The 7,978-nt window shown below is 68.3% G+C and carries 8 protein-coding genes and 1 pseudogene; 4 read left to right on the forward strand and 5 right to left on the reverse strand.

Annotated features, from left to right (window positions below):
• Positions 1–77: 77 nt before the first annotated feature.
• Positions 78–1,529: a coniferyl aldehyde dehydrogenase gene (locus M3I56_RS29350; protein ID WP_254356929.1), complete on the forward strand. Its 1,452-nt coding sequence runs from the start codon at positions 78–80 to the stop codon at positions 1,527–1,529.
• On the opposite strand, the gene M3I56_RS29355 is transcribed toward M3I56_RS29350, so the two are convergent.
• From M3I56_RS29355 to fliE, 5 genes are all read right to left on the reverse strand, one after another.
• Positions 1,507–1,908, reverse strand: coding sequence for an EscU/YscU/HrcU family type III secretion system export apparatus switch protein (locus M3I56_RS29355; RefSeq protein ID WP_254356930.1), 402 nt, complete (start codon positions 1,906–1,908; stop codon positions 1,507–1,509). The two genes, M3I56_RS29350 and M3I56_RS29355, sit on opposite strands and share 23 nt — an antisense overlap.
• Positions 1,908–3,458 carry a flagellar hook-length control protein FliK gene (locus M3I56_RS29360; protein ID WP_254356931.1) on the reverse strand — a complete coding sequence of 517 codons (1,551 nt, stop codon included), beginning with the start codon at positions 3,456–3,458 and terminating at the stop codon, positions 1,908–1,910. Before M3I56_RS29360 ends, M3I56_RS29355 begins: the two co-directional genes overlap by 1 nt.
• Positions 3,459–3,542: 84 nt before the next feature.
• Positions 3,543–3,875, reverse strand: a complete 333-nt coding sequence (locus M3I56_RS29365; protein WP_028203389.1) for a flagellar protein FliT — start codon at positions 3,873–3,875, stop codon at positions 3,543–3,545.
• Positions 3,872–4,318, reverse strand: coding sequence for a flagellar export chaperone FliS (gene fliS / locus M3I56_RS29370; RefSeq protein ID WP_254356932.1), 447 nt, complete (start codon positions 4,316–4,318; stop codon positions 3,872–3,874). The genes M3I56_RS29365 and fliS overlap by 4 nt, the downstream gene beginning before the upstream one ends.
• Before the next feature lie 144 nt (positions 4,319–4,462).
• Positions 4,463–4,798: a flagellar hook-basal body complex protein FliE gene (gene fliE / locus M3I56_RS29375; protein ID WP_069264308.1), complete on the reverse strand. Its 336-nt coding sequence runs from the start codon at positions 4,796–4,798 to the stop codon at positions 4,463–4,465.
• A 286-nt stretch (positions 4,799–5,084) separates the two neighbouring features.
• On the opposite strand from fliE, the gene fliF reads away from it, so the two are divergent.
• From fliF to M3I56_RS29390, 3 genes and pseudogenes are all read left to right on the forward strand, one after another.
• Positions 5,085–6,893, forward strand: a complete 1,809-nt coding sequence (gene fliF / locus M3I56_RS29380; protein WP_254356933.1) for a flagellar basal-body MS-ring/collar protein FliF — start codon at positions 5,085–5,087, stop codon at positions 6,891–6,893.
• Positions 6,883–7,878 (forward strand): flagellar motor switch protein FliG, encoded by a 996-nt coding sequence (fliG, locus tag M3I56_RS29385; RefSeq protein WP_028203385.1) that lies wholly within the window; start codon positions 6,883–6,885, stop codon positions 7,876–7,878. The genes fliF and fliG overlap by 11 nt, the downstream gene beginning before the upstream one ends.
• Positions 7,871–7,978, forward strand: a pseudogene (locus M3I56_RS29390) (flagellar assembly protein FliH); the annotation flags it as partial. The gene fliG and the pseudogene M3I56_RS29390, both read left to right, overlap by 8 nt.

Consider the following 7,978-nt stretch of genomic DNA (forward strand, 5'->3'; position numbering starts at 1 on the left):
GCGGCACCCGACAATACGAGCTGATTTTTCCGTTCGCCCGCGCGCCACAGCGCGCGCGAACCCCACGAGGACCGACCATGAAGCAGGACCTGCCCGAAGACTTCGCCCGCAGCGCCCACGACACGCCCGACGACCCGCGCGCTGCGCTCGACACGCTGCTCGCCGCGCAGCGCGAGGCCTTTCTGCACGACCCGTTCCCGTCCTGGGACGCGCGCGCGCGTAATCTCAAGGCGCTGCGCGACGTGCTGTTCTCGCACCGCGACGCGCTCGCCGACGCGATGAACGCCGACTTCGGCCAGCGCGCGAAGGCGGAGGTCGCGCTCGCGGAATTCGTCGTCCTCAAGCAGGAGATCGATGCGGCGCTCAAGCACGGCGCGCGCTGGATGAAGCCGCGCCGCAAACCGGTCGGCAAATGGCTGCTGCCTGGGCGCGCGAAGGTGGTGCCGCAACCGCTTGGCGTGGCGGGTATCGTCGTGCCGTGGAACTATCCGCTGCTGCTCGGCGCGAGCCCGCTCGTGTGCGCGCTCGCCGCGGGCAACCGCGCCATGATCAAGATGTCGGAACTGACGCCGCGCACTTCCGCACTGTTCGAGGCGTTGATTGGCAAGACCTTCGCGCGCGACCATGTGGCGGTCGTCAACGGCGACGCGTCGGTGGGCGCCGCCTTCAGCGCGCTGCCGTTCGACCATTTGCTCTTCACCGGCTCGACGCGCGTGGGGCACGAAGTCATGCGCGCGGCTGCCGCGAACCTCACGCCGGTCACGCTCGAACTGGGCGGCAAGTCGCCCGTGATCATCGGCGCCGCGGCGCGCCTGAACTACGCCGTGGACAGCCTGCTGCTCGGCAAGACGCTGAACGCGGGGCAAACCTGCATCGCGCCCGACTACGTGCTGCTGCCGCGCGGCCAGGAGGCGGCGTTCATCGCCCGCGCGCGCACGCGCTTCGCGCAGCTCTATCCGGACTTCGCGAACAACCGCGACTACACCTCGATCATTTCGGCGCGCCACTTCGAGCGTCTGCAACGCCTCGCCGACGAAGCCGAGGCGTGCGGCGCGCAGTTGCACGCGCTCGGCACGCACGACGCCGCCACGCGGCGCTTCGCGCCCGTCATCGTGACGGACGCCGGCGCACAGACGGCGCTCATGCAGGAGGAAATCTTCGGGCCGCTCTTGCCGCTCGTGCCCTACGACACGCTCGACGAAGCGTTGCGCTACGTGAACGAACGCCCTCGCCCGCTCTCGCTCTACCTCTATGCCGACGACCCGCGCACGATTGAACGCGTGACGCGCGAAACGGTGGCGGGCGGGATGTCGGTGAACGAGACGCTCATGCATATCGCCGCCGAGGGACTGCCGTTCGGCGGCGTCGGCCCGAGCGGCATGGGCGCGTATCACGGCTACGAGGGCTTCGTCACGTTCTCGAAGATGAAGCCCGTCTTCACCCAGGCGCGTCTGAACGCGCGCGGGCTCATCGCGCCGCCCTACGGCAAGCGCGTCGCCTGGCTGATCAAGTTGATGTTGAAGGGTTGAAGGGCAGCGGGGGGCGGCTGCCGCCGATCCTGCGAATGTCGCTGATGTCGCGTGGGGCGCCGCCGGCCGGCGTGGCGGTTTGCGCTTGCGCGGCCGCTTTGGCTTTCGCGTCGTTGTCCGCTTCGAGGCGGTGCAGCCAGGCAAGCAGTTCGGCCACTGCCTGATAAAGCTGTGGCGGGATCTTCGCGTCGAGGTCCACGCGCATGAGCAGCGAGACCATCTCCGGCGCTTCGTGCACGTAGAGGCCCGCTTCCTTCGCGCGTTGCACGATCATCTCCGCGACGAGGCCGTAGCCCTTCGCGACCACGCGCGGCGCGCCGTCGCCTTCGGGGGCGTCGTAGGCGAGCGCGGCAGCGCTCTTGCGGTGCGTGCGGCTCATCACAACTCCCAGTCGTGGTCGAGGCGGTGGTTTCGCTGATCGGTCGCGTCGGCGCCCGGTCGTGCGGCGGACGCATCCGCCGCGGCGCCAGCCTGCGCGGTCTGCGCGGTCTGCGCGGTGGATGCGGCGGAAGTGGTTTGTGCCGCGTAGGCACTCGCGGCGCTAGCGGCTCTCGCAGCCTCGGCGGGATTTGCCGCAGCGCCGCTGCCGATCTCGCGGATCGAAAGCCCCGCGAGCGTGAGCCCGAGCGCTTCGAGCCGCCCGCGCAGCGACTCGCTTTCCGCGGTGAGGCGCGCGGCGCCACCTGCGTTCGCCTGCACGCGCACGGCGAGCGTCGAGCCAGTCAGCGTGAGTTCCGCGTCGACCGTGCCGAGCTTCGGCAGCGCAAGCGTGAGCCGCGTGCGCCATGGGATGTCGTCGGCGTCCACGCCGCCTGCGCCCGAGTGTGGGTCGCGCGCATCGTAGTCGTCTTGCTGGATGCTCCAGTCCACCCGCACGCCCGGCCAGGCCTCGCCATTCCAGCGAAACTCACCGGTCGCGAGCAGATCGAGCTGCTGGCGCACGAGCGGTATCACGGCCGGATGGACCGACGGCCCCGCGGCCTGCGCGGCCGCCTCGTGCATGGCGGGCAGCAGGGTGTCGGCAAGCGTCGCGCGCGCCTGGGCCTGGCTTGCGGCCGCTTCGCCGTGCAGATCCGCCAGCCCGGGGAAGGCGCGCGCCAGCGCGGCGTTGAGCGCGTTTGCCGCGTTCCGGGCATTGCCCGCTTCGCCGCGCGCGGCGCCCGGCGCGTCGGAGAACGTCTCGGTCCATTGGACGTCGTCGATGTCGTCGTCGGCCGGGCTCCAGTCGAGCGGCAGTTGCGAGTGAGCGCCGAGCAGACGGTTCTGCGGCTCATCGGCAAGTTCGGCGGGCGAGAGTTGGCCGCGCAACCATTGCGCGAGGTGGGCTTCGTAGAAGAGTCCGCTCGAACTCACCGTCTGCGCGAGCGACGCAGCGAGCGCGGCGACCGGGCCGGCCTGTGCGGCGGCGGCAGCCGTTTGAGCGGCTTGGGCGGTTTGGGCGGTTTGTCCGGCCTGCGGGTTTTGCGAGGACGCCGTTTGCGCGCCGGCACCGGTGCCGGCGTCGGCCGCCCCGGCCAGTGCCTCGCCGGCCAGACCCTGGGCCGCGAGCGCCACGTCCGCGAGCAACGCGGCTTCCAGCGCCTGCGCTTCGCCCGCGAGACCCGGCAGCGGCAACGTGGCCGCGCCGCCGGCCGCCGCGTCGGCATCGGGGCTGGCCCAGAGCGGCGCGCGGCCCACCACGGCGGGCGTCGCTTCGCCGCCCGAGCGGATGATGGCGTCGAGCGCCAGCGCAACCGCCGAAAGCACGGTCTCCGTAGAGTCCTGCGTAGTGCTGGTGTTGGCTGCGGTGTCGGCGAGCGCGGCGGTGCCCGTTGCGAGCGCGGAGACGCCCGTCTGCGCCGCGCCGGAGGCGCTCTGCGGCCCGACCGGCGTGAGCGCCGCGATGCGGCTCGCGAGGAGCGCGGCGGCTCCGGTGTCGATTCCGTTCATGGTGTTCCGGATCTGCGCACGGCGCTGACCTGCCGGTTCATGGGGCGTTGCGCGCCGTTGCCTCGGGAGGCGCCACGCGCCGCGCTAGCGGGCTCCGTAGATTTCCTGCAAGACCCGCGCGGGCTGCACGGTGCCGTAAAAGAGCGCCGAAAGCCGTGCCATGCAAGGGCTTGCGAGATCGCGAATGGCGGCGTCGTCGGCGAGGATCTGGCGGATCAGCTCGTACTTGCGCGCCCGTTCGGAAACCGTGAGCCGCACCACGGCTTCGGCGTCCTTCAAGGCATCGACGAGGATCCGGTACTCCTCCTGCAAGCCGATCAGATCGTTCCAGTGCGCATCGCGCGCCGCATGGAGCATCTGCTCCGACACGGCCGCTATCGCTTCGTAGCGGGCGAAGTAGTCTGCTTTTGAACTCATCTCATCAATGAGCCGGGCGCTGACGCGGGTGCCTGTTCGGCCATCCTCGCCACTTCCGGCGCTATCCCCAACCAGGCTTCTTCGAGCGTAGCCAGCAGTCTATCGACCTCGACCAGCATGGTCTCGCTCTGTTTGATATTGGCTTCCAGCAGGCGCTTCGTCATGTAGCTGTACAGCGCATTCAGGCGTTGGGCGATCTCGCCGCCCGCCTCGACGTTCAACGCAAGCTGAAGTCCGCTCTCGACAATCCGGATCGCCTTGGCGATCGCCTCGCAACGCGGGCCGACGTTGCCGGCCTGCAAATGCATACGTGCCTGCGCGATGGCCTGGCGCGCTCCCTGGTACAGGAGCACGATCAGCTTGTGCGGGCTCGCCCCCATGACCCCCGTTTCGACGCCCACGCGTGCATAGGCGTTAGCTCCAGATTGGGCAGGGGAAAACATCGGCGCTTCTCCTTGATACGTTTGGCTTGAATGCGGTCGTCCGGCGCTTGCGCGAAGCACGAGCGACGGACTCTTCTAGCCGGGTTATCGGAACGTAGGGGAAGAAGCTTTAGCGCGTTGAGCGGGCGAAGGCTTCGGGCACCGTCACACCTGGATCTGCATGATGTCGGTGTAGGCAGCCACGAGCTTGTTGCGTACCTGCAAGCCGAACTGGAAGCCGATGTTGGCTTTCTGCATGTCGACCATCACGTCGTTGAGCGACACGTTGTTCGCGCCCAGTTCGAACGCCTGCGACTCGCCAACCGCCTTCTGCTGGGCGTCGCTGATCTGGTCGAGCGACGACTTGAGCGCCGCCGCGAACCCGCCGGCCGTGGCCGCGCCCGATTTTTCGTCGGCTGCGGTGGGGCCGCCGGCCGCCTGGGTCGCCATCGACTGCATTTGCGCCAGGGCGGACGTGAGCGGGGATACTGGCACGGTCATGTTTGCTCCACGAAAAGGGGACCTGCGGGGTATTCCGGGGCGAGCCCCAGGACCGGAGTTTCAGCGATTGCGCGGCAATCCTGCGGGCCCGGCCGAGACGGCGCACTGACAGGGCGCCGAATCTGGAGGAGAGCATAGCAGCGGGTCCGTTTCGGCAGCCCCGAAACTAGGGGGAAAACCCGGCTCTATTCGCGCAATCGGCTTGCCAGTGGCCCCGGATAATGCGTCACGTGAAAGTCTCCGCCATGCAAGGCGAGACCTGGAAGCCCCCGGAGATACCCGTCGCATGGATTCGACTGCCAATTCTTTGATCAACCCCGACGCCCGCATGGGCCTCGCCACCTCTGGCGCGGGCGCCGCGCCCAGCGCTGGCGCGGGCGCAGGCCTGGGCGGCGCGGATGACCTAGGCAGCGGCTTCGCGCAACGCCTCGGCTCGCTCTCGTCGTTGCGCAACGTGCGCGGCAACCCGCGCGCGCCGCTCATTTTTGCCGTGGCGGTGCTCGTGGCCGTGGTCGCGGGTCTCGTGCTGTGGTCGCGCGCGCCCGACTACAAGGTGCTGTACAGCAACCTGTCGGATCGCGACGGCGGCGCCATCATTACCGCGCTCCAGGCCGCAAACGTTCCCTACAAGTTCTCAGACGCCGGCGGCGCCATTCTCGTGCCCGCCGAACAGGTCAACGAAATGCGCCTGCGCCTCGCCTCCCAGGGGCTGCCGAAGAACGGTTCGGTCGGCTTCGAGCTGATGGACAACCAGAAGTTCGGCATTAGCCAGTTCGCCGAGCAGGTGAACTACCAGCGCGCGCTCGAAGGCGAGCTCGAGCAAACGATCCAGTCGATCGCGAGCGTGAAGTCGGCGCGCGTGCATCTGGCCATTCCGAAGCCTTCGGTGTTCGTGCGCGAGCGCGAGGCGCCCTCCGCCTCGGTGCTCGTGAACCTGTATCCGGGCCGCATTCTCGACGACGGCCAGGTCGCCGCGATCACGCACATGGTGGCGTCGGCCGTGCCGGACCTGCCGGTGCGCAACGTGACGGTGGTCGACCAGGACGGCAACCTGCTCACCCAGAGCGCCACGGGCGTGGGCCTCGACGCCTCGCAGCTCAAGTACGTGCGCCAGGTCGAGCACGACACCCAGGCGCGCATCGACGCGATCCTCGCGCCCCTGTTCGGCGCCGGCAACGCACGCTCGCAGGTGAGCGCCGACCTCGACTTCTCAAAGCTCGAGCAGACCTCCGAAGCCTACGGTCCGAACGCCAACCCGCAGGCCGCAGCCATCCGCAGCCAGCAGCAGAACATTTCGACGGAAATGCAGCAAAGCGGCGCGGGCGGCGTGCCCGGCGCGCTCACGAACCAGCCGCCGCAGCCGGCCTCGGCGCCCATCAGCGCGCCGGCGGGTGCGAACGGGGCGTCGGCGCCGGTGCCGGTCTCCGATCATCGCGACACCACCACGAACTACGAGCTCGACAAGACCGTGCGCCACTACAGCCAGGCGCCGGGCGACGTGAAGCGCCTGTCGGTCGCCGTGATCGTGAACTATCAGCCGAAGGTGGACGCCAAGGGTCACGCCACCATGCAGCCGCTCGACGCGCAGAAGCTCGCGCAGGTCGAGCAGCTCGTGAAGGACGCCATGGGCTACGACGCCAAGCGCGGCGACTCGGTGAACGTCGTGAACGCCGCGTTCCAGACCGAAGTCGACCCGAACGCGAACCTGCCGTGGTGGCGTCAACCCGACATCCTCGCCCTTGCCAAGCAGATTGCGACGTGGCTCGGCATTGGCGCGGTGGCTCTCTTCCTCTATTTCGTGATGGTGAAGCCGGCGCTGCGCCGCGCGTTCCCGCCGCCCGAGCCGGTTGCGCCCTCGCTGCCCGGCATGGCCGACGGCGAGCCGCTGCTGCTCGACGGTCTCCCCGAAGCCGTGCGCCTTGGCGGCGCCGGCGCGCAAGGCGAAGACAACGCGGACAACGAAGCCGCCCTGCTCGCCTTCGAAAACGAGAAGAACAAGTTCGAACGCAACCTGGAATACGCGCGCAACATTGCGCGCCAGGATCCGAAGATCGTCGCAACCGTCGTGAAAAGCTGGGTGAACGATGAACGCTGAAGGCGCAACCAAGAGCGCGCTGCTGCTCATGTCGATCGGCGAGCAAGAGGCCTCCGAGGTCTTCAAGTTCCTCGGTCCGCGCGAAGTCCAGAAAATCGGCGCCGCCATGGCGGCGCTCAAGAACGTCAAGCGCGAAGAGATCGAGATCGTGCTGCAGGACTTCGTCAAGGAAGCCGAACAGCACACCGCCTTCTCGCTCGACTCGAACGACTACATCCGCAACGTGCTCAACAAGGCGCTGGGCGAGGACAAGGCCGGCGCGATCATCGACCGCATTCTGCAAGGCGGCGACACGAGCGGCATTGAGGGCCTCAAGTGGATGGATTCGGGGTCGGTGGCCGAACTCATCAAGAACGAGCACCCGCAGATCATCGCGACGATTCTCGTGCACCTCGACCGCGACCAGGCCTCGGAAATCGCTTCGTGCTTCACCGAGCGGCTGCGCAACGACGTGCTGCTGCGTATCGCGACGCTCGACGGCATCCAGCCGCAGGCGCTGCGCGAGCTCGACGACGTGCTCACGAACCTCCTCTCGGGCAGCGACAACCTCAAGCGCAGCCCGATGGGCGGCATCCGCACGGCGGCCGAAATCCTCAACTTCATGACGAGCCAGCACGAAGAAGGGGTGATCGAGAACGTCCGCCAGTACGACGCGGAACTCGCGCAGAAGATCATCGATCAGATGTTCGTGTTCGAGAACCTGCTCGACCTCGAAGATCGCGCGATCCAGCTGCTGCTCAAGGAAGTCGAGTCGGAGTCGCTCATCATTTCGCTCAAGGGTGCGCCGCCCGCGCTGCGCACCAAGTTCCTCTCGAACATGTCGCAGCGTGCGGCCGAACTGCTCGCCGAAGACCTCGACGCGCGCGGTCCGGTGCGCGTGTCGGAAGTCGAGGCACAGCAGCGCCGCATCCTGCAGATCGTGCGCAACCTCGCCGAGAGCGGCCAGATCGTTCTAGGCGGCAAGGCAGAAGACGCTTATGTCTGACACCAGCTCCGCGAACAGCCATCGCTCGGCGTACCAGCGCTGGGAGATGGCCTCGTTCGACCCGCCGCCTCCCCCGCCGCCGCCGCCCACGCCCGACGAG

Source organism: Paraburkholderia sp. CNPSo 3281 (assembly GCF_024206515.1).
GTDB lineage: Bacteria > Pseudomonadota > Gammaproteobacteria > Burkholderiales > Burkholderiaceae > Paraburkholderia > Paraburkholderia nodosa.